At 67.3% G+C, this 19,156-nt stretch carries 17 protein-coding genes and 1 pseudogene; 4 read left to right on the top strand and 14 right to left on the bottom strand.

The window, feature by feature from the left end; all coding sequences use genetic code 11:
• The first annotated feature begins 1,215 nt into the window (after positions 1-1,215).
• Positions 1,216-1,677 carry a hypothetical protein gene (locus NON19_RS17635; protein ID WP_255929183.1) on the top strand — a complete coding sequence of 154 codons (462 nt, stop codon included), beginning with the start codon at positions 1,216-1,218 and terminating at the stop codon, positions 1,675-1,677.
• Positions 1,678-1,727: 50 nt separating this feature from the next.
• Here the strand turns inward: NON19_RS17635 and NON19_RS17640 are convergent, their stop codons facing one another.
• From NON19_RS17640 to NON19_RS33710, 3 genes and pseudogenes are all read right to left on the bottom strand, one after another.
• Entirely contained in the window at positions 1,728-3,005 is a 1,278-nt protein-coding gene (locus tag NON19_RS17640) for a NucA/NucB deoxyribonuclease domain-containing protein (protein WP_255929184.1), read from the bottom strand.
• 401 nt (positions 3,006-3,406) lie between these two features.
• Positions 3,407-4,420 carry an integrase core domain-containing protein gene (locus NON19_RS17645; protein ID WP_255929186.1) on the bottom strand — a complete coding sequence of 338 codons (1,014 nt, stop codon included), beginning with the start codon at positions 4,418-4,420 and terminating at the stop codon, positions 3,407-3,409.
• Between the two features lie 671 nt (positions 4,421-5,091).
• Positions 5,092-5,292, bottom strand: a pseudogene (locus NON19_RS33710) (transposase); the annotation flags it as partial.
• A gap of 81 nt (positions 5,293-5,373) precedes the next feature.
• Between NON19_RS33710 and NON19_RS17655 the strand changes: the two are divergent.
• Positions 5,374-6,188 (top strand): IS5 family transposase gene (locus tag NON19_RS17655; RefSeq protein WP_255929187.1). Its coding sequence is split into 2 segments (ribosomal slippage): positions 5,374-5,722 and positions 5,722-6,188, totalling 816 coding nucleotides; the frame shifts between segments, so codons are not numbered across the junction.
• Between the two features lie 578 nt (positions 6,189-6,766).
• Here the strand turns inward: NON19_RS17655 and NON19_RS17660 are convergent.
• The 5 genes from NON19_RS17660 to NON19_RS17680 form a co-directional block, all read right to left on the bottom strand.
• Entirely contained in the window at positions 6,767-8,002 is a 1,236-nt protein-coding gene (locus tag NON19_RS17660; RefSeq protein ID WP_372514173.1) for an NAD(P)/FAD-dependent oxidoreductase, read from the bottom strand.
• Complete coding sequence (locus NON19_RS17665) at positions 7,999-8,349, bottom strand: beta/alpha barrel domain-containing protein (RefSeq protein WP_255929190.1); 351 nt, start codon at positions 8,347-8,349, stop codon at positions 7,999-8,001. The genes NON19_RS17660 and NON19_RS17665 overlap by 4 nt, the downstream gene beginning before the upstream one ends.
• Before the next feature lie 133 nt (positions 8,350-8,482).
• Entirely contained in the window at positions 8,483-9,442 is a 960-nt protein-coding gene (locus tag NON19_RS17670) for a COG4705 family protein (protein ID WP_255929192.1), read from the bottom strand.
• A gap of 489 nt (positions 9,443-9,931) precedes the next feature.
• Positions 9,932-10,909: a DMT family transporter gene (locus tag NON19_RS17675; protein WP_255929195.1), complete on the bottom strand. Its 978-nt coding sequence runs from the start codon at positions 10,907-10,909 to the stop codon at positions 9,932-9,934.
• Positions 10,906-11,151 (bottom strand): hypothetical protein, encoded by a 246-nt coding sequence (locus tag NON19_RS17680; RefSeq protein WP_255929197.1) that lies wholly within the window; start codon positions 11,149-11,151, stop codon positions 10,906-10,908. Before NON19_RS17680 ends, NON19_RS17675 begins: the two co-directional genes overlap by 4 nt.
• A gap of 431 nt (positions 11,152-11,582) precedes the next feature.
• Between NON19_RS17680 and NON19_RS17685 the strand changes: the two genes are divergently transcribed.
• Positions 11,583-11,834: a hypothetical protein gene (locus NON19_RS17685; protein WP_255929199.1), complete on the top strand. Its 252-nt coding sequence runs from the start codon at positions 11,583-11,585 to the stop codon at positions 11,832-11,834.
• Between the two features lie 24 nt (positions 11,835-11,858).
• Positions 11,859-12,656, top strand: coding sequence for an anti-sigma factor family protein (locus NON19_RS17690; RefSeq protein WP_255929201.1), 798 nt, complete (start codon positions 11,859-11,861; stop codon positions 12,654-12,656).
• Between the two features lie 66 nt (positions 12,657-12,722).
• Here NON19_RS17690 and NON19_RS17695 read toward each other — a convergent pair whose 3' ends face one another.
• The 6 genes from NON19_RS17695 to NON19_RS17720 all read right to left on the bottom strand — a co-directional run bounded on the left by NON19_RS17695 (position 12,723) and on the right by NON19_RS17720 (position 19,124).
• The gene (locus tag NON19_RS17695; RefSeq protein WP_255929203.1) at positions 12,723-13,289 is read right to left on the bottom strand and encodes a DUF6529 family protein; all 567 of its coding nucleotides are present in this window, start codon (positions 13,287-13,289) and stop codon (positions 12,723-12,725) included.
• 414 nt (positions 13,290-13,703) lie between these two features.
• A complete protein-coding gene (locus NON19_RS17700; protein ID WP_255929205.1) occupies positions 13,704-14,162 on the bottom strand; it encodes a hypothetical protein in 459 nt (152 codons plus the stop codon).
• Positions 14,159-15,109, bottom strand: coding sequence for a metallophosphoesterase family protein (locus NON19_RS17705; RefSeq protein WP_255929206.1), 951 nt, complete (start codon positions 15,107-15,109; stop codon positions 14,159-14,161). Before NON19_RS17705 ends, NON19_RS17700 begins: the two co-directional genes overlap by 4 nt.
• Positions 15,106-15,459, bottom strand: a complete 354-nt coding sequence (locus NON19_RS17710; RefSeq protein ID WP_255929208.1) for a cupredoxin domain-containing protein — start codon at positions 15,457-15,459, stop codon at positions 15,106-15,108. The genes NON19_RS17705 and NON19_RS17710 overlap by 4 nt, the downstream gene beginning before the upstream one ends.
• Positions 15,460-16,272: 813 nt before the next feature.
• Positions 16,273-18,072, bottom strand: coding sequence for an ABC transporter ATP-binding protein (locus tag NON19_RS17715; protein ID WP_255929210.1), 1,800 nt, complete (start codon positions 18,070-18,072; stop codon positions 16,273-16,275).
• Positions 18,045-19,124, bottom strand: a complete 1,080-nt coding sequence (locus NON19_RS17720) for a hypothetical protein (RefSeq protein ID WP_255929212.1) — start codon at positions 19,122-19,124, stop codon at positions 18,045-18,047. Before NON19_RS17720 ends, NON19_RS17715 begins: the two co-directional genes overlap by 28 nt.
• Between the last annotated feature and the right edge of the window lie 32 nt (positions 19,125-19,156).

Consider the following 19,156-nt stretch of genomic DNA (forward strand, 5'->3'; position numbering starts at 1 on the left):
GGACGAGTACGTCCAGCACTACAACGGGCGAAGACCCCACCGCGGACAACAGCTGCACCCGCCGCGGCCCGACCACCCCACCGCCGACCTCACCCAAGAAAGGATCAAGCGCCGCCTGGTCCTCGGCGGACTCATCAACGAGTACGAGCGAGCGGCGTAGCGATGCAAGTCATCGCAGGCGGCCGTGTTCTGGAACCCCACACGCTCCGGCGCACGCCGCCTGCAACCGGGCCAAGAGCGATCGGCTGCCCGCACAGGCCGAACTCGCCCGCCTGGCCGCCCGCAACGAAGCAATCATGCAATCGCCCCATCCACTGCGCCGCACCCTGCAACTCAGCCTGAAGAGTGCCCTGACCGGCCGGAAGGTGTCTTCCTGGTCAGATTTCTTGAGGGCAGTGCAGACGGCTATCTGAATTGAGCGCCCCGCCGTGAGACCGTCAAAGTTGTACAGCGACCGGCGAACACGACTGCGGAGAGCCTTCGATGAGGTTTGCTTCACTGTGAGTCGGGTTCGCGATGCTCCATTGCGACTGGTCTGCGCTCGGTAGCCCACTGGGAAATCGAGCGATATGGTCTGTGGCGCTGAGGAATTGAGGGCTTTTAGGTCGCTATGTCAGTTTCGGTGAAAGTGTTGAAGGATGGCTCGCTGGTTGGATGAACATGCAGGTCAGTGAGTCTGCTCCCCGCGCACGCGGGGATGGTCCCGTCGTCACCACTCGCCGAGCTGGTCCCCGTGCACGGGCCGGTCCTGGCGTACCTCGGTGGTGTGCTACGGCAATTCCCGCGGTGACGTAGTTACGGGCGGCTGGCCCGGCTGTGGGCGTGTCGGACGGCTGCGGTTATACCGATCATGCCGAGCATCCACATCTGGCATCCGGCTTTGGGGTTTCGGCCGCTGACGTTGGTGCCTCGGACGAAGGTGCCGTCTTTGCGCCGGTAGCTGCGGCGGTGGTGCCGTGCCATGGTTCCCCCTCGTGTTGGCGTGTTCGGTCCACGATCAGGTCCGGCCGCCGGGCTGGGGTAGCTGTATTCCGGCCGGGTGGCGCAGGCCGGGGTGGTGTCAGGGGGGTTGGAACGTGTCGGCAGGTGGTCGTGCGCCGAGCTGGGCGATCGGCGCGGGGCACGAAGTTGCTTCGTGTGTGGCAACGAACCGGCCTGAGCGATGGGCTCCTCTCGCTACGCTGCGGTGCTAGGACCCGGCATGGAGGTTGTGCGATGGCTGATCTGCGGAGTAAGCAGGAGTTCGAGGTTGGCGTCGAGTTCTACTCGTTCGCCTTGCAAGAGGCCGACGATAGTCTCGTTCCTGTGGCGTATCCGGAAAGAGCTTCGGACGCCGATGAGTTCGTGTCTTTCTTTCAAGGGCGGGTTGACATCCGAAGTGGCGGTCATACCCATACAGCCACCCTCGCTGCAGAAGTCTGGGACGCCGCTCCGCCGGAAGACCACAGTAGGGACTGGGAGGTCAAGGGCGAAGGCGAGATAGCGTCCCAAACGGGAGAGCTTTCCATCTGCGAGATGGGCGGAAGCCCTGGAAACTACATTCAGCTCGGGGAAACCGAAACCCGCTGGAAGTTGCGCGTGTACTGCTCAGGGCGCACGGCTGTACGCGACCTTGCTCAGGTAGAAGTTCCCAGTTACGTCGAGCACTACCTCGTCCAGCTTTGGCCCGCTGACTAAGGGTGTGCGGAGTGGAGTCGGTGTCGGCTCCACTCCGCAATAGTGTCCTCCTAGCTGATGGCGACGATGAAAGCGTCTAGTTCCTGCCCGTTAGCGTCTCGCCCTTGTATGATGCGGTTTTTGTCCATGAACAAGGACAGTATGGTGCCGGCCGCGCCGTTGTCGGCCTTCGCGAGAGCCATCGCTGAAAAGTTGTCTTTAGGGGCTGACGGCTCGTAAATCGATTGTGCAGCCCCCTCATAGGTTGAGGCGAAGGGGTACTCGTCGCATTCGCGTGGTCCCGAAGGGTCGCTCTTTGCGTAGTCCTTCCCCCAGTACTTAACGCACACACTGATGGCCTGCGATCGGTTCTTGCGGCGACGTTTTGTGTCGTAGAAGAGGCGATGGAGGGGGTGGTTGTAGTCGAAGCCCGGGACGTTCTTGTGGGGGTTTGGCGGCTTGGTCGCGCCGGGCTTGGTGTGAGCGAGTAGTAGGTGGTCAGCCACGGCCTTCTCTGGCGATCCTTGCTGTGAGCTGTAGACCAGGGTCGGCATGATTGTGAACGCTGCGCCTCCTCTCTTCTTTGGGTCGCTTGCTTTCGCGTTTGCAAGGTATGGGGCTGCATCCCAGTTCATGCCCGCGAAGGTCACTCTCTGCGGCCCCGGAACAGTTCCTACGACGTACTGCGGTGGGTACTTGACGGACAGGTAGGGAACGTAAGCCATCGTGATCAGGTCGTCGGGCTTAGTTCCCTGACCGGCATCGAAAACGACGGTGTGGGTATAGCTTGGTTCGCGTTCGAGTGCGTCGAAGGACACGGTGGGCGGGATACTCCCGCCTTCGCGGTCCTTCGCATGTGATATTAGGACTCTCTTGTCTACCTCGGTCTTGACGGTCAGCTCACTGGTCTTGGTCTCCCCGCTCGCCGAGAAGTGCGAGAAGTGATAGTTGAACCGCACGGTGCGGTCTTGGGGGTCAGGGATGGTGCCGAGCACGGTGAGCGCGAAGCCGGACTCGCCTACCGGTTTTCCGTTGTCGCCCCAGACTTGAAGAAATTGCATGGCGCCGCACATGGCGAAGCGTGATTTTGCCCAGAACAGTGCGTTGTTGAGGTTCCTTTGGCACTCGTCATCGGTGATGGAACGCGGCGGGTCCGGGTACGTGGGCCCCGATGCGGCTTGCGTCGGAGGATTTGCGGGCGTCACTTCTGCCTGACGTGACTTGGGCAGAAGCGAGGCAGCTGCCCCTACCACCTGGCTGCCTACTGCGCTTTGGGGCTCCTCAGCTTTGGCCGCGTTGAGCAGTCGTGCCATGCCTCTGGGGCGCTGGAGTTCGTCCAGCGTTGGCACCTCGGCGTTGATGGGGAGAGTGTAGGTACTGATGGTTAGGCGGTGAGTCGTGGCGCTTGCTGGTGCTGGCGCACTTGAGGCTGCGATGAACCCGATCGCAACCAGTGCGGCGCAAGCCCGACCTCGACCGATAGGCCTTGACATGCTTTCCCCTCTGCTGCCGCGGTTCCCCCCTCCGGGCCCCCTGCCCGGGGTGTGGCGGCAGTTGCGAAGTGACGCTATGGCAGGGGGCTGACAAGCCGGCTTTGGCGTAGGCGCGTTGACTAGATCCACTGGTATGTCTGATTCCGCAGCAGTCACTTGCTGCTCACTCGTATAGCGCCCCAGACGAGGTTGAAGCTGGCCTGTGCCGCGTAGAAACCTCGGTTCGCTGGGATGACCAGGGTGTTCGCTGGGGGTGGTCAGGCTGCAGATTGGTACTCGTTGATGAGGCCGCCGAGTACTTGGGTGCGCCGGATGCGGTTCCCGGGCGGGATCACCCGCGCTGTCTCGGCGGTTCCCACGGCTTGAGGAGGTTGTTGGTGGAGAGACTGGTGGGGGCGGTGCCGGTTGTAGTGGTCGGTGTAGGTGTTCAGAACGGTTTGCAGGTGCTGCTCGTTGAGGATGAGCAGGCGGTCGGTGCACTCGCGGCGGACGGTGCTGACCCAGCGTTCCGCGAAGGCGTTCGCCTTCGGTGATCTCGGCGGTGTGAGGAGGACCTGTACGCCCGCGCCGACGAGGACCGCATCGAAGGTGTCGGAGAACTTCCCGTCCCGATCGCGCAGGAAGAACCGGAACTGGTCGACCCGGTCATCGAGATCCATCATCAGGTTGCGGGCCTGCTGGGTCGCCCAGTCCCGGTTTGGGTGCGCGGTGATGCCGAGGATGTGCACCCGGCGAGTTGGAATTTCCATGACGAACAGCACGTACAAGCGGCGGCAGAACGCGGTGTCGACGTGGAAGAAGTCGCACGCGAGTAGTCCGGAGGCTTGGGCGCGCAGGAAGGTGGCCCAGGCGTCACGTGCCCGCTGGGGCGCGGGCGGGATGTTTCCCTTCCGCAGTACTGACCGGACGGTAGCGGCGGAAACGGTGATGCCCAATCGGGCCAGCTCGCCTTGTACGCGCCGATGTCCCCACATCGGGTTCTCCCTCGCGAGGCGTAGGATCAACTCCCGCGTCTCCTCTGATATCGGTGGTTGACCCGGTCTCTTGTGAGGGTAGGTCCACTTGTCGGCGATCAGCTCCCGGTGCCAGCGCAGCAGTGTCGCCGGGGTGACGAAGAAGCTGTTCCAACACTCCCTGGGCAACAGCCTCGACAGTGCCGCCAGCAAAACCCGATCATCTGGTTCCAACTGCGGTCGGCCGACTTGTCGTTGGAGCACGGCGAGCTGATGCCGCAGCACGAGTAGTTCGACGTCTTTGGCCGCGCTGCCCATCAGCCGTAGGCCTGCCAGCTCCAGCGCCCTCCGTGTCAGCAGGTAGATCCATGACCACCGTATGGAGTCCGATCATCCTCGGTCTGACACCGCTCCCGCAGAAGAATGCACCAGCTCAGTGGCCCGAACCCGAATTTTCACGCGGCACAAGGTTGCTCAGGCAGGTGAGCGATGCGGGGGGTGCCTCTATAGTCTTTCGTCAAGCGAGGTGGGGGGTTCGGGGTTCGTAGAAGGTGCCGTCGCGGAGCATCGCGAAGAGCACGCTGATGCGGTGCCTGGCGAGGCGGAGAAGGGCCTCGTCGTAGGCCTTGTCGGCATGGAGACGTTGGGGCTTGAAGTGTCGGCCGCGGTGGGGTCGTGTTTCGTTTGGTGCCCGGCCACCATCGGCTTCAGCGCTTCGCTGTCGTGGACGTTGGCGGCTGAGACACCGACGAGTAGGGGCAGCCCGTTCGCGTCCGACAGGACGTGCATCTTGGAACCCGGCTTGCCCCGGTCCACGGGGCTCGGACCTGTGTGTTCGCCCCCCTTTTAGCCCTGACATGGGCGGAGTCGAGGACGACGCGGGTGACATCGACCAGGCCCGCGTCGTCGAGCCGGTGCAGCACGGCTTCGTGTAAGCGGCCCCAGACCCCGGCTCTGGACCAGATGAGGAACCGGCGGTGGGCGGTCGACTTGGAGATACCGAAGCAGGGTGGCAAGGCCCGCCAGGCACAGCCGCTGACCAGGACGTAGATGATGGCTGCGAAGAGCGTCTCATCAGGCGTGTCCTGCGTCCCGCCGCCCTGCGGCCGCGCCTTCGACGGCGGGATCAGCGGCTTCGCGATCTCCCACAGCCCGTCCGGAACAATCCAACTCCACGTACCCTGCCCCATGCCGAGACCAACGACCGCCTCACCACATAGGACACGGTCTTAGACCGTGTCCTACATGGTCAGTTGTCAGTTGTGCGGGATATGGGGAGTGGGCGGTGGGGATGGATTGTTCCGGACGGGCTGTGGGAGATCGCGAGGCCACTGCTGCCGCCAGCGCGAGTGCGTCCGCAGGGGGGCGGGGTCGCGAACATCGATGACGAGGCGGTCTTCGCCGCGATCATCTACGTGCTGGTCAGTGGCTGCGCCTGGCGGGCTCTGCCGCCGTGCTTCGGGGCGTCGAAGTCGACCGTGCATCGCCGGTTCCTCATCTGGTCCCGGGCCGGCGTGTGGGGACAGCTGCACCAGAAGGTGCTCCAGCTCCTGGACGGCCAGGACCTGGTCGATTTATCGCGCGCGGTCCTCGACTCCGCTCATGTCCGCGCTAAAAAAGGGGCGAACTTGCAGGTCCGAGCCCCGTGGACCGGGGTAAGCCGGGTTCCAAGGTGCACGTCCTGTCGGATGCGAACGGATTGCCCCTACGCGTCGGACTCTCCGCAGCCAACACCCACGACAGCCTTGCTCTGAAGCCGATGCTGTCCCATTTCCACATGGGACACGAATCCCATGCGACCGATTCCAAGCCTCAACGCCTGCACGCGGACAAGGCATACGACATCCCTCACCTGCGACGATGGCTATGGGGCAAACGCATTGGCGTCCGCATCGCACGCAGGGGAATCGACTCCAGCGAACGGCTGGGCCGCCGACGGTGGGTCATTGAACGCACCATGTCCTGGCTAACCGGCTACCGTCGACTCAACCACCGCTACGAACGGCAACCAGGCAACTACCTGGCCTTCCTCGGACTCGCCGCCGCCCTGTGCTGCTACAAGCGACTCCTCAAACTGACCAAGTAGGACACGGTCTTAGTCCGAGGGATGCGGCGAAGGCTTGGGGCGTGCCGCCGGAGGGGCTGAGGAACGCGGCGGAGCAGATTAGTCAGATCCGGCCCGGCAGTCATCGGTCGCTGGCCAAGGACCGTCCGGGCTGCCCGGAGCCGGTGACCTCGTTCTACGGCTTTCCGTGCAAGTACCCGGTGGAGGAGGGAATGGACGTCTGCGCGATGCATCGGCGGGCCAAGGCACATCCGGATACGGACAGCACCTCCTATGCCCTCGCCGCGGTTCAGATGCACGAGGGCTGGGCGGAGCTCCGCGCGCGTGTCTGGAACTTGGACAAGCGGGCGCTCCAAAGTGAGCGACTGCGCTTGTTTCCGAGCGCTCGAAGCGCGGGCCACCCGGTGAGCGCGGCGTGCCAGATCGCGGTACGAATCCCGGTCCCGTACGACGTGCGACACATCTAAAAGGTGAACTCCACCCAGCAGACCGTCGGCATTATCCGGCAGCGCCATCTGCTGCCCGCGCGGCTGCCGGTGTCGTCGGCTTGCCCGTCCCCGCGGGCGGGCGCCCGACGAGCCATGAAGCGGTTCGGTATGTCACCTGGCAGTCAGTTGTTGCAGCGGTACATCCGGGTCGGCGAGCCTGTCCCGGTCGATCTGCTCGCCGGAGCGGACCAGGTGCTGGATCGCGTCGTTGACGTCCCAGAGGTTGACGTTCATGCCGGCCAGCACGCGACCGTCAGCCAGCCAGAAGGCGATGAACTCCCGGCTTGCCAGATCGCCGCGCACCACCACGTCCTCGTAACTTCCGGGCTCGGCGTAGCCCGCGTACTCCATGCCCAGGTCGTACTGGTCGGTGAAGAAGTACGGGAGACGGTCGTAGAACGCACGCTCGCCCAGCATCGACCGCGCGGCCGTCCCAGGCTGGTGAAGGGCGTTGGCCCAGTGCTCCACGCGGATGTGCTTGCCCAGCATCGGGTGAGGCGCGTTGGCCACATCGCCGGCCGCGTAGATGTCCGGGTCGGAGGTCCGCAGGGAGGCGTCGACCACGACGCCGTTGTTGATCTGGAGGCCGGATTCGGCGGCCAGTTGGGTGTTGGGAGTGGCGCCGATGCCGACTACGACCGCGTCCGCGTCGATGCGGGTTCCGTCGGCCAACCGTACGCCCGCGGCCTTCCCGTTCTCGCCGACGATCTCGGTGACCCGCGCACCGAGCCGCAGGTCCACGCCGTGCTCACGGTGCAGGTCGGCGAAGACGGGCGCGATCTGCGGGCCCAGGACGCGCAGCAGTGGCGACTTGCCTGCCACCAGCACGGTGGCCTCGACGCCTGCCTCCCGTGCGGCGGCGGCCACCTCCAGGCCGATCCAGCCACCGCCGACGAGGACGATGCGGGAGGCGGAGCGGAAGGTGCGCTGGATGCGCTCGCAGTCGCCGACGCGGCGCAGGTAGAGCACGCCGTCGAGGTCCGCACCCGGTACGGCCAGGAGGTGTGGGGAGGCGCCGGTAGCCAGCAGCAGTTTGTCGTAGCCGATCGTCCGGCCACCGGCGACGGTGACTGTCTTCCGGTCGCGGTCGATGGCCGTGACGTTGGTGTCCAGCCACAGATCGATACCCTGATCGGCGTACCACTGCGACGGGTGGACGAAGATCGTTTCGCGGTCCTGCTTGCCCATGAGGTAGCCCTTGGACAGCGGCGGACGCTCATACGGTGGGTCCGGCTCGTCCCCGATGAGCAGGATCCGGCCGTCGAAGCCGTTCTCGCGTAGCGCTTCGGCGGCCTTGGCTCCGGCCAGACTCGCCCCCGCGATCACGAATGTGGATTGCGCCATCACACCTTCTCCCTGCTGTGGTCTGTCTGACTGCCGTCGGGTTCGTGCGGGCTGACTGCGAGTTTCTGGGCCAACTCGTTCCAGCTGGCGTCGAACTTCTCCACGCCCTCGTCCTCCAGCACCTGCACGACGTCGGCGTAATCGGCGCCGAGTGCGGGGATTTCCCGGCCGTCGCAGCAGTCGCTGGTTTCGATGGCCGTTGTGAAGATCGCCGGGTGGGTGGTGGCGCTGGTGACGTGCCAGTACGCGGCGAGCCTGCCCAGACTGGCGTCTACCAGTCGCCGTCGGCTCAGCTCGTCCAACCAGGTCGACACCCCGGACGTGGGGAGCCGGGCGAGGGTGTCGGACATCATGTGCCTCCTTACCCGGGCAGGAGCGTGGCAGCCGCGAGGGCTCCCTGGTCCAAGGCTCACCCGTCAAGCGGGGGGCCGCAGGTCGATAGATGCGTGCTGGCGATCCTCTTTCCGGCACTGCTGTGCTCCATCAGTTGCCGCGTCGAGGTGTCACCGGCAGGGTGGCCGGCACCGCGGTGGGCGCGTCGTGGGCGGCCCGGCGGACGTGAGGGCCCACGTCCGCGGACCGTGGATCCGCCAAGACGGCCCCGTTGGGACGTTGCGGTGCGCCGCTGCGCCGATTGACGGGGGAGGGCAGCGGTTCAAGTGGGTGACGGTGGATGTGACAGCTCTGATAGATGACCAGGACCACGAGCAGAGCGAAGAGCGCCACCGAACCCCACAACGTGCCCCAGCCGAGACCGCCTTGGTTCACCGGCTTGACCAACGAGTCGCCCCCGGCGGCCCCGAGCGGACGGGTCAGGATGAACGCCAGCCAGAAGAGAACCATGCCGTTGACGCGGGTGAGATAGCGCGTGACCACGATGGCGACCATGACCCCGGCTATGACGAGGAACGCACCGCGGAAGCCCAGCCCGGTGCTCTGTGACAGCCAGTCACCGCTTGCGGTGCCCAGCGTGTTCGACACCAGAATCGCGAGCCAGTAGAGGATTTCTCCCTTGCGGCTGGAGATTCTTTCAACGTCGTAGGTCTGCCCGGTGCGCCACCACACGACGAAGATGACTGCCAGCAGGCTGGTGAGGATCACTGCGCCCCAGCCATAGCCCACCCCGTTCTCGGCGCTGCCGGAACCAGGTCCGCGGTCGAGGAAGTCCGAGATCTCGGTACCGACCATGCTGGTGCCCAGGACCACCGCCCAAAAGACGGCTGGGTAGAAGCGCTTGGCCGTGACCTGGACCACCAGGACGATCAGGAAGTACGCGAGGAAGATGAACGCGGTGTCGACATAGCCGATTCTGAGGGTGATCCCGAACAAGTCACCCGCGGTTTCCCCCAGGGTCACGGCGGTGATTTTCAGTATCCAGAACAGTACCGTTACGTGCGGAAGTTTCCGCATCACGTAGTGGGCCGGGTCATCCCGAAGGTCCATGCGGTGCGACCGGGGCAGTATTGATTGCATAGTTCTCCCCTTCCTCGTGCCGAGCGGCGACGCCCGGTGCCGCGGCCGTGCTCACCAAAGGCAACGCCACGCTGACGGCGCGACGGAAGTTCCGGCGTCGGTGACAGCGATGTGAAATGTGTGGTGATCGAAGGTCAGCAACAGCGTCGGGTACTCGTGGCCGGGCACTGCGGGGTTCGTCGTGAGGTGAAATGACGCGCCGTGGAGAGGTGCGTCTCCCGCGCCGACAGGGTGACCAGCGTCTGGAGAGAGGTCCGCGGACGCGGGCGGCTGGTGATTGCTGAATCGGTGACGAACATGTCCTTCTGCTCCTCCGTGGAAATAGGGGGGGCGGGGGATGAATTCTGACGCTCACCCCCTTTCACGGGTGACGGGCGCCGTGCGGTTCGGTTTTGTGCTTTTTACTTGACAGGCCGCGCCACGCCCTGCACCTTCGGACCGCTACCGATGCCCCGGACATCATTCGTCCGCTTCCCGGCACAGCGGACCCAGCGCCATGACACGCTCGGCCGACTCATTCACGAGTACCGCAGCGCCTGACGATGAATCAGTCAGGATCCCGCGAACACGCGGCCCAGCGCCCGTGCGGGACTTTTGGACCACACAGGGATGCCGACCGATCAGCACGATGCCGACCACGATCGCCACGAGTCCGACGGCCTGCACGGCAAGCGAGCCCGGTGTGACCCTGAGGCGGTCGCCGATGATGCCGATCCCGCACGCGATCCCGGCCAGCGGCTGCGCAGCGGTGAGTGCGGGCAACGAGGAGCGCAGCGGCGCTGTCTCGAAGGCGATCTGGACGAGCACCAGACCGGTCACGCCGAGACACACCACCACGTAGGGTTGCCAGTGCGCGAACAGGGCCGTGATTCCGTGCCTGCCGACGATCTGGCTCGCGATACGGGTGAGGGAGTCCTGAAGCCCGTACAGGAGTCCGGCGGCGCAGGCCAGCACGGTCGCCACGAGCGTCGGCCGCACGCGTCGAGAGAGCACGATGAGCAGCCCGGCCAGTCCGACGACGATGCCGAAGAGGATCCAGCGGCGCAGCGGCCCGGTCAGGTGCCCGCCCTCTGACGGCTGTCCGGCGACGATGAACGCCGTCACGCCCAGCGCCAACAGCAGCACCCCGCCCCAGCCGCCCCAGCCGAGCGGCTGGCCGGTGAGCCAGCGGGACAGCGCCATCGCGAAGAGCAGGTTGGTCGCTGTGAGGGGTTCGACCAGCGACACCTCGCCGTTGGCCAGGGCGATGGTGCTGAGTGCCATGCCCGCGGTCATGGCGGCGATGCCGACCAGCCATTCCGGATAACGCATCAGGACGAGAAGCAACCGGAAGGAGAGGAGGTCGGCAAGGGGCGCCCGCTGGGCCTGCCGCTGCTGGAGGACGAAGCCGACGCCGAGGCAGCAGGCTGCACCGACCCCCAGCACGAACACGCTCACTTCGTCACCTCTTTCGTGTCGGCGCCGTGCTCTCGAACCCGGGGCGTCTGCGTGCTGCGCCCGGCGATCGAGGTGGACTCGGTGGTGCCCGGCGTGGGTGAACGCGGACCGCGCCTCCCGGTGCGGTCGAGCCTCCGTCGGGCACGCCTCGCCCGTTCGACGGCGCAGGCTTCGGCGTGCGCGGTGGGGGCGGGTGTCGCGGGCGCCATGGGTGCTTCCTGCGAGTGGAGCGTGTCCGTCATCTCTGCTCGCTCCTTGCGTGGGTGCTGGGTGAGGAGGGCGGATCTGGTGGTTGGTAGCGCTTGTCCATGTCCACGGGCGGCGGACGGCGCACGGTTCGGCAGATACGCATCTTTGTGCGGCCTCTTCGCGGGCGGGCCGTTCGAAGGGATCCGGGCCCGCCTTCCTGCCCTCGACCACCTCGATCGCGGCTTCTCGGTTACCTAGTGGCCAAGCCGTATCGCGACGCACCGTATTCGTCTGCTTACGTTTCGTGCCTTCGCGCGGTGGAACGTTTCCCGGGTACGGCGTTTTGTGCTCGTCCCCTCCTCGGCGAGCCACGGAATCGGAGGAGAGGACTTTTGTAAAAAGTGCCGATGACTGAGCCGAATCGCTCCCGGCAGCCGTGTCACTTGTACGGGGGACTGTGCCGAGCGCAGAGCCGAGGAGGAACGTGACATCAGGAAACAGGCAATGGACCGAGGGCGCCGTGCAGGAGACGCTGCCGCGGGAGTGGCAGTTCCCCGCCACGTTCGAGCCCGCACGCGGTTCGGCATCCCAGGCACGGCTGCGTACGGGGCCCGCCCCGACGACGTCATCCGGACACTGTCCCCGGACCACCTGCGCCGTGCTGCCGGAGACGTACTACCGGGGCCGGACGACGATCAAGGCCGCACGGCGCACGGCATCCCAATGGGCACCGTGACGGCGCATGGAGGAGGTGCACAGCATGAATGCGGACCATGAGGCCATCCGGCTGTCATTGGGCGGATACGTGCTGGGGACGCTGTCGCCCGCGGAGTCGGATCGGGTGTGCGGCCACCTCGAGGAATGCGCTGAGTGCCGGGCCGAACACGCCAGACTGGCGGGGCTGCCAGCCCTGCTCGCGACGATCACCGAGGCCGAGGCCGCGGGCCGGGCCGCGCCCGCGGCCGGCGAGGATTGGGCCGACCGGTTGCTGCGGCGGGCCGCGCACCGTGTGCAGCCCAGCCCACACATCGCTGCTCCGCCCGCTGAGCCGTCGATGCCGAAGGTGCCCGAGCCCAGCCGATTGGAGCAGTTGCTCCAACAGACCGCGGCCCGGCGTCGCACGACCCGGCGGCGGCAACTGGTCAGCGTCGCGGCCGCCTTGACGCTCATGGCCGCGGCCGCCTCCGGCGGCACGTTGCTGGCGACCCTGGGGTCCGCCGGCAGTGAAGTGGCGCAGTCGGGAACGACCTCGCCCGCCCCGGCCCGCACCCTGTCCGCAAGCGACCCCACCACTGGCGTGTCCGCCTCGGTGAAGGTCTCGCCCGCCGTCTGGGGCAGCACCGTGCAGGTCTCGGCCGAAGGAGTGCCTCCCGGGATCACATGCAGGCTACAAGCCGTCGGGGTCACGGGGGCCACGGCGACCGCAGCGACCTGGCAGGCCGGCACCTACTCGGGTAGCGCCACGATTTCCGGGACGGTACCCATGGCTCCCGGATCCATCGGTCACTTCGACATGTACGCGACCAACGGCCAGAAACTCCTCACGATTCCGGCGTAGGACGAACTGGGCCCCGCCGCGCGGGAGACCGCTGTTGACCGTCGGGGGGGACGCCTCACGGCCTGCTCACAGGCCGGGGGCCTGGAAGCCGTTCAGGTACCAGAAGGCGGCGGCGTACCAGATCAGAGCGATCGCTGTGACGAGGGTGCCGCCAGCCAGGGGGAGCGCCCAGCCGGGCCAGCGGCGGTGCCGGACCACGATGACCTTGGTCACGAAGGCCCCGTAGAGGAAGCAGCCGGTGAGCGAATGCAGCGCCACGCGGGTGTCGGTCAGTTGGACGCCGTAGGCGGTGATGCAGTGCCGAGCGATGGGCAGGGACAGGAGGAACGCGATCAGGCCGATGAGGCGGTGCGTGGTGTGGACCCGGTGAGGTGCGGCGCGCAGCGCGGGCAGGTGACCGTAAATCCACAGGGCGAGAATCAGCTGAATCAGCGCCAGGCCCAGGAGTGCGGATCCCAGTTGGGCTTTCAGCAGTCTTGCGTCGTCGCCGCGCTGCCCGAAGAGGCTGGTCTCGTAGTTGGGCGTGTGTACCCGGCCGTACCAGTAGAGGCCGACCACCACCGCCACGGGCAGGAGAAGCCACAGGACGCCGTGGAGCCGTCGGTGGTTGGCGGGGCGAGCGGAGCCGTCCACGTGATCAGCCGCCCCAGCTCTCGATCGTGCCGCCCTGGGGCTTGACGGCACATGATGTGGTGCCGGGCGCGACGCTGGGAGTCGAGGTGGTGCGGGCCGACAGTCGGGGGGAGAGGCGAGGGTTGGCGCGGGCTGATGCGACCGCCGCCGCTGCGGGCTGCGGAAGCACGCCGATCGTCGTCCCTCCAAGGCCGAAGCAACCGCTCGGGGCTGTGGCGGGCGTGGCCTCAGCGGCGACGGAGGCGGCTGTGAGGCGAAGGCTTCTCAAGGGGTTCTCCAGCCAGTGCGGGCTGATTTCACCAGTAGGTTCGACGAGTCCTGCCGGTTCCGGCCAGCGCGCCCGCAGGTACGGGAATCCGGCAGGCGGCCGTGCCGGGTGGTCTCCGTTGTGCGGGAGGCGCGTCGGTGTCGGGATCATCTGTCGGGTGCCGTGATGTAGGGCTCGGGTCGCACCCGGCTGGTCCCGTCGCGGTGCGGCCGGGTGCGGCGGTGTCGCCGGACCTCTGATGCCTGCCAGGCTGCGACGATCAGCAGGGTGAGCGTCTCGGCGATGAGGCTGAGCAGGGCCTGGGGGGCGGGCTGTAGGCCGCGTTCGGAGAATCCGAACAATCCGATGGTGCGGGATGTGGCGAACCCGGCGAGCGCCCCGACGGCGATCGCGGCGGCGGCGATTCGCAGGAGCAGGGGTGCCGCCCACAGCAGGAGTGCGGCCACCGCGAAGGCGGCGCTGGCCTGAAGCAGGAACAACGGGCCGATGACTTGGATGAAGCGGTATCCGGCGACGTAGAGCTGGGCGTGGATGTATCCGCTTGCCGCGAGCGTGGCGGCAAGCACGAGGCGCAGTGCGAGGGCGCGCAGGCTCCGGGTGCTCATACGAGTTTCTCGTCCTTGACGGCCAGCGCGTGGCTGCCCTGCCGGTAGTTGACGGTGCGGATGCCGAGTGCGTCCTTGAGGCGCCCGGCGGGCAGCACCTGTGGAATGGGGCCGGGGCCCTGGCCGGGTTTGGGAAACGGGTAGCAGGTGGGTGCGGCCGCATGGAAGGTGATGTTGCCCTCGGTCTTGGTGAACAGCTGGTGGACGTGCCCGTTGAGGCACGTGACCGAGGAGAAGCGGCGCAACATCGACAGCACCTGCACCGCGTCGTCGGTGCCCCAGCCCCACTTCGGATACATCGCGAACAACGGGATGTGACTGAAGATGACGATGGGGGTGTCCGACGACAGACCGGCGATGTCCTTGCGCACGAAGTCGATCTGGTCGTTGCCCAGGTGGCCCAGTTGCTCCAGATGCAGAGTGTTGACCAGCGCGATGAAGTGCACACCGTGGGTGTCGAAGCTGTACCAGCCGTCGCCGAGGGTGTTTTTGGCGAAGGTCTGTCGGTAAGCGACTCCGTTGTCTCCGATCGAGTCGTGCTCGCCCGGCACGGTGAAGACCCGGTCCGTGCGCACCTGCGACAGCATCTGCTTGACCTGGTCGAACTGCGCGGGCGTGGACAGGTGTGTCAGGTCGCCGCTGTGCATGACGAAGTCAGGCCGGAAGCCGAGGGAGTTGACCTGGTTGAGCGCTGAGGCGAACGTCCCGGCGACGTCCATGTTGGGCGGGCCCTGGAAGCCGATGTGGCTGTCGGAGACCTGCACGAACCGCAGGTCTGCGCTGCCTGCCGGGGGCGCGTCCGACGAGCCGGGGAGATGGCTGATCACCTCTCCTCCGGTGACTGTCAGGACCACGGCACCACCGAACCAGGCGGAGTGCCGCATGAGCTGGCGGCGGGTCATGCCGTGTTCGCCGTCGCCGTTGGAGTCGTGTGTGGGCCGGGTCATGGGGTCACCTCCACGGTGGCGGTCATGAACGGGTGGATGGTGCAGTAGTAGGCGTAGGTGCCGGGTTTGGTGAACGTGTAGCTGTAGGTGGCTTTGGTGGCCAGACCCGGTGACTTCAGCGGCCCGCCCGATCCCTGCTTGCTGGTGACGGTGTGAGTGTCGGGGTCGGTGTTGGTCCAGGTCACCTTCGTGCCCACCTTGACCGTCATTTTGGCCGGGGAGAACGCGAAGTTCTTGATCGTCACCGCGTTGGGGGCAGCCGGAGCGGTCGGCTGGCCGCTGGTGGGTGAGGTCGAGGGGGTGGCTGCTGGTGGGGTGACCGTGCCACCCGTTCCGGAGGCACCAGGCATTCCCGGCAGGGTCTGGCTGGGTCCGGGACTCAGCGCGCCGACGGGTTTGGGGTGTGACGATCCGCCGCACGCGCTGAGCAGTCCCAGTGCTCCGGCAACGGCGACAGCGGCCAAGCACGCCGTACGCGACCGCCGGAGCGGCGAAGAGGAGTTCGCATTCATGGCCCTCGTTCCTTCTACGCGTCCCCAGCCGCACGGGCGGGTGTGATCCAAGACCGATGGGGGATCGTTCTTCTCAGGCAGACAGGCGACCGCGTTACACCTGTTGGGGAATGCTGGAAGGGGTGTAACCCGGTGGCTCACCTTATGTGGGCGGACAGCGCATTCCGTTCCACAAAACGAATTCCGCAGCGGAGCCCCCCGTTGTTTCACCGTGGCGGCGGGTAGCGGCACGCCGCGAGCAGGGAAGTTGGTGAACTCGCAGGGCTGGGCAGAGGCCGTTCGACAGGTCCAGTGGCTGGTTGAAGGAGCCGTGGCAGAGGTGGCGGAAGACAGCGGCGGTAGTGCGTATTCGTACTGGGCCGCAGGCGGCCGCAAGAGCCGGTTCTTGAACGACAAGGGCCGCAGCACCGACATGTGACCCGGCACGACGCTGCGTGAATTCCGAAGGCGGACATCGCACTTCGACTCGACCGAACACTTGTCGCGGCGTCAGTTCCCTCTTCGTCCACCGTGGTCGCTCACCAGCCGCCTCAGCGCCAACCGACCGATCGAACGGGGTCGCTGCTGCCCCTGCTGGCCCTCGCCCGCCGGCCCTCCGGGGTGCGCCGTCGGTGGGAGCGCCCGGAGGGAGCGCTGCCCGGTGCCGCGACCCTAGCCGACGACGCGGACCGCCCTGAGGTACGGGGCCTCGTCCTGGCCTCCTGACGTGGGCGGTGTCGCAGGGAGCCGGACCGTGCGGGTCGCCACGTCCAGCAGCGCCGGGCGGTGCGTGGTCATGACCACCGTCCGGCCGGCGACCAGTCGCTGAAGGGCGCCGATCACCAGCTGCTCGGCGTCCGCGTCGAGACCGGACGTCGGTTCGTCCAGCAGCACGATGGGCGCGTCGGCGAGCAGCGCGCGGGCGATCGCCACCCGCTGGCGCTGACCACCCGACAGTCCGGTCCCGCGGTCACCGACCCGGGTGGCGAGACCGTCCGGAAGGTGCTGCGCGAAGTCGGTGACGAGCGCGGCCCGGGCCGCCACGGCCACATCGGCGTCGTCGGCGTCCGGTCGGGCATAGCGGATGTTCTCGGCCAGCGTGCCGGGGAACAAATACGTGTCCTGTAGTACGACCGCGACCTGCCGGTGCAGCCAGGGCTCCGGGAGTTCGGTGGTCGCTCGGCCGTCGATGGCCACCGAACCGAGGGTGGGCGGATACAGGCCCGCGATCAGAGCGAGCGAGGTGGACTTGCCCGCGCCGTTCGGGCCGGCCAGCGCGACCCGTTCGCCGGGCAGCACGGTCAGGTCCAGCCCGCGCAGCGCGAGCCGGGACCCGTAGGCCATCGAGACGCACCGGAAGTCGATCCGGCCAGCCGTTCGAACGGGCAGCCCCGCCTCGCTCCGCGCCGGGCTGCGCGGCTCGTCCAGGATGCCCAGGATGCGCTCGCCGGAGGCCTGGCCCTGGGCGAAGGTGACGGAGAGACGGGAGAGTGATTTGATCGGCGAGACCATGCTGTTGAGGTAGCTCACCGCCACCACCAGCTGGCCGATGCTCCACCAGTGGTTCAGTACCCCCGATCCGCCGATCCACAGCAGCAGCGCGGTGCCGCCCGCCGTCGCCAGCTCCAGCAACGGCACCCGGAGCGCCTGCACTCGGGTCGTCGCCAGCCCGGCCTGCAGGGCGCCCTCGCTCTCCACGGCGAAGCGGTGGTCGTGCAGGTCCTGGCGGCCGAAGGAGTGCACGGTGCGGATGCCGTGCAGGGTTTCGGTGACCAGCGTGGCGAGCCGGCCCTCGGCCTCGCGTTCACGGCGTGCCGCCCGGTGGCCGAGCCTGCGGTTGTGCGACCCGATGACGTAGACGAGTGGGATACAGCCGATGCCGATCAGGCCGAACCGCCAGTCCAGCCACAGCAGTGCGATGGCGAAGCTGCCGGCCGAGAGCATGCCGGGCAGGAGCGTCGCGAACAGGGCGACCAGGCTGTCCTTGATGCGGGCGCAGTCGGTGATGATCCGGCTGGTCGACTCGCCCACGGCCTGTCGGTCGTGATAGCTCATCGGCAGTCGTTGCAGATGTCCGTAGGCGTCCGCGCGGATCGCCACGCTCATTCGTTCGCCGACGCCGTTCATCACGCGGTCGCCGGCGTAGTCGAACGCGCCGGAGACGGCGGCGGTTACCACCACCGCCCCGGCCGCGGTGGCGAGCATCGTCGCTTTTCCGGTGCCGAAGACGCCGATCAGGTGGGTGAGCGGATTGTGCGCGGAGGCTGCACCGAGGACCCGGTCGACCACGGCGGCGATCGGCCACGGCGCCGCGAGGTCGGCGGCCATCTCGCAGATCCGCAGGCCCAGGCCGAGGCAGAACATGCCTAGGTACGGCAGGCCGTAGCCGCGGAACCGCCACAGCACCTGCCCCTGGTCCGCGCTCCGTATGCCCCGGTTGCCGGTCACGGCCGGATCGCCGCCCCCGGCCACCGTGCGGCCTCCTGCGATGCCTCAGGCAACGGCGTCCGCGCATCCGGCGATGCGGCTCGGGTCTGCATCCGCACCCGCAGTTCCCCGTTGTCGCCGTAGGGGAGGACGCCGTGGTCGGCCATGGCGCCGGCCACGACCCGGGCGCTGGCCGGATCGGCGGCGAGGAGCTCGCGCAGCAACTCGGCGAAGAGGCTGCGACGTTGCTGTTCCTCGGCCACATCGGTCCCGCGGCTGCCGAACCGGGTCATCGCGGTGAGCAGGGTGCGGGTGATACCGGCACCGTCGGCCTGTCGTACGCGCTCGTGAGCCGTCCACAAGGCGGACGCCCACACGGTGCCGTTGGCGTGTGCCTGGCCCCTGCCCGGGCGCAGGCAGGCGGTGGTCCAGCGAGCGGCGAGCCGCCGGCGGCGCTGGTCCCACGGCGGGATGTTGCCGCGGTGCCAGCCGTAGATGTCGGGGGTGCCGAGGAGGACGGCGGTGAGGAAATCGGCCGTGCCCTCGTCGAGGGCGACCTTGCCGTTGTGCTGGTCCAGCGGCGGGCGCAGGCGGTTCGCCCGGAAGTCCGCGGTGTGGCGGCATATGTGGTGGCCGACCTCGTGGTAGATGATCGCCGCGTTGTGCGCGGGCGCGTGGAAGTAGCGGGAACTCCCGGGATCAGGGCGCTCGATGAAGCGGCGACCGGTGCCCAGATGGATCTCGCCCGACCGGGCCGGCGGCTCGGGCTCCGGCGGTGATGCCTCCCCCGGCAGCCGGTAGTGCCCTCCGCTCCAGGCCCGGCCCGGTACGGAGTGCGTGCCGATCCGGATGACCAGGGGCGGCAGCGGCCGGTCCAGCAGCCGGGCGGCGAGGTTCAGCACGCGGGCAGCGTGGTACGTGGTGTTGGTCACCCCGAAGCCGCGGGCCTGGTACTGGGCCTCCGGCCCGGCGAGCGGACCGCCGCCCGCCGCCGGGTCGAAGAGGTACGCGTGCTCATCCCGATCACGGAACAGGTCGCCGTCGCGCTCGTCCCGTACCGTCAGTCCGGCCAAGCTCAGCTCGGCGGGTCCGGTCACGGTGGCGTCGAGCTCGACTTCACACAGTCGTC

This window comes from Streptantibioticus rubrisoli, assembly GCF_024436055.1.
In the GTDB taxonomy this organism is placed as follows: Bacteria; Actinomycetota; Actinomycetes; order Streptomycetales; family Streptomycetaceae; genus Streptantibioticus_A; species Streptantibioticus_A rubrisoli.

Excerpts from the sequence above, each read along its gene's own strand:
- NON19_RS17635 (WP_255929183.1), top strand. The coding sequence starts at position 1,216 with ATGGCTGATCTGCGGAGTAAGCAGGAGTTCGAGGTTGGCGTCGAGTTC.
- NON19_RS17645 (WP_255929186.1), bottom strand. The coding sequence starts at position 4,420 with ATGGGCAGCGCGGCCAAAGACGTCGAACTACTCGTGCTGCGGCATCAG.
- NON19_RS17665 (WP_255929190.1), bottom strand. The coding sequence starts at position 8,349 with ATGTCCGACACCCTCGCCCGGCTCCCCACGTCCGGGGTGTCGACCTGG.
- NON19_RS17670 (WP_255929192.1), bottom strand. The coding sequence starts at position 9,442 with ATGGACCTTCGGGATGACCCGGCCCACTACGTGATGCGGAAACTTCCG.
- NON19_RS17680 (WP_255929197.1), bottom strand. The coding sequence starts at position 11,151 with ATGACGGACACGCTCCACTCGCAGGAAGCACCCATGGCGCCCGCGACA.
- NON19_RS17690 (WP_255929201.1), top strand. The coding sequence starts at position 11,859 with ATGAATGCGGACCATGAGGCCATCCGGCTGTCATTGGGCGGATACGTG.
- NON19_RS17700 (WP_255929205.1), bottom strand. The coding sequence starts at position 14,162 with ATGAGCACCCGGAGCCTGCGCGCCCTCGCACTGCGCCTCGTGCTTGCC.
- NON19_RS17705 (WP_255929206.1), bottom strand. The coding sequence starts at position 15,109 with ATGACCCGGCCCACACACGACTCCAACGGCGACGGCGAACACGGCATG.
- NON19_RS17710 (WP_255929208.1), bottom strand. The coding sequence starts at position 15,459 with ATGCCTGGTGCCTCCGGAACGGGTGGCACGGTCACCCCACCAGCAGCC.